At 35.3% G+C, this 255-nt stretch carries 1 protein-coding gene; it reads right to left on the bottom strand.

All coding sequences use genetic code 11. The features are described from left to right. Positions 1–70: 70 nt before the first annotated feature. Positions 71–255 (bottom strand): transposase (locus tag HC026_RS12625; RefSeq protein WP_168926233.1); only part of this gene is annotated, 185 nt, incomplete at its 5' end.

The raw sequence follows: 255 nt of genomic DNA, 5'->3' as shown, positions 1-255 counted from the left end.
GGCTCTTCGTCAAGTAGAGTTGATTTAGCTTTATAAGAGTACTTGGACCTTAATTGGTCTAAGTACTTTTTTAGTTTACAGTATTTTTAGAAAGTGGTCTGAACCAGACACGTTCCAGAAAAATACGGTTAATAAAGTTGGCCCAGTTTCTGTAACCGTAAGCAGTGTTCTTAATTTTTTTAATTTGACTGTTAATGCCTTCAAGAAAACCATTTGAGTAGTGATAGCGCAAAGCATTGGAAACTTGTTCCTGAT

Origin of the sequence: Secundilactobacillus angelensis, from assembly GCF_012641075.1 — a bacterium.
GTDB classification, from domain to species: Bacteria; Bacillota; Bacilli; order Lactobacillales; family Lactobacillaceae; genus Secundilactobacillus; species Secundilactobacillus angelensis.
Note: the sequence above shows the minus strand (reverse complement) of the source record. Positions and strands in the feature narration are given on the sequence as shown.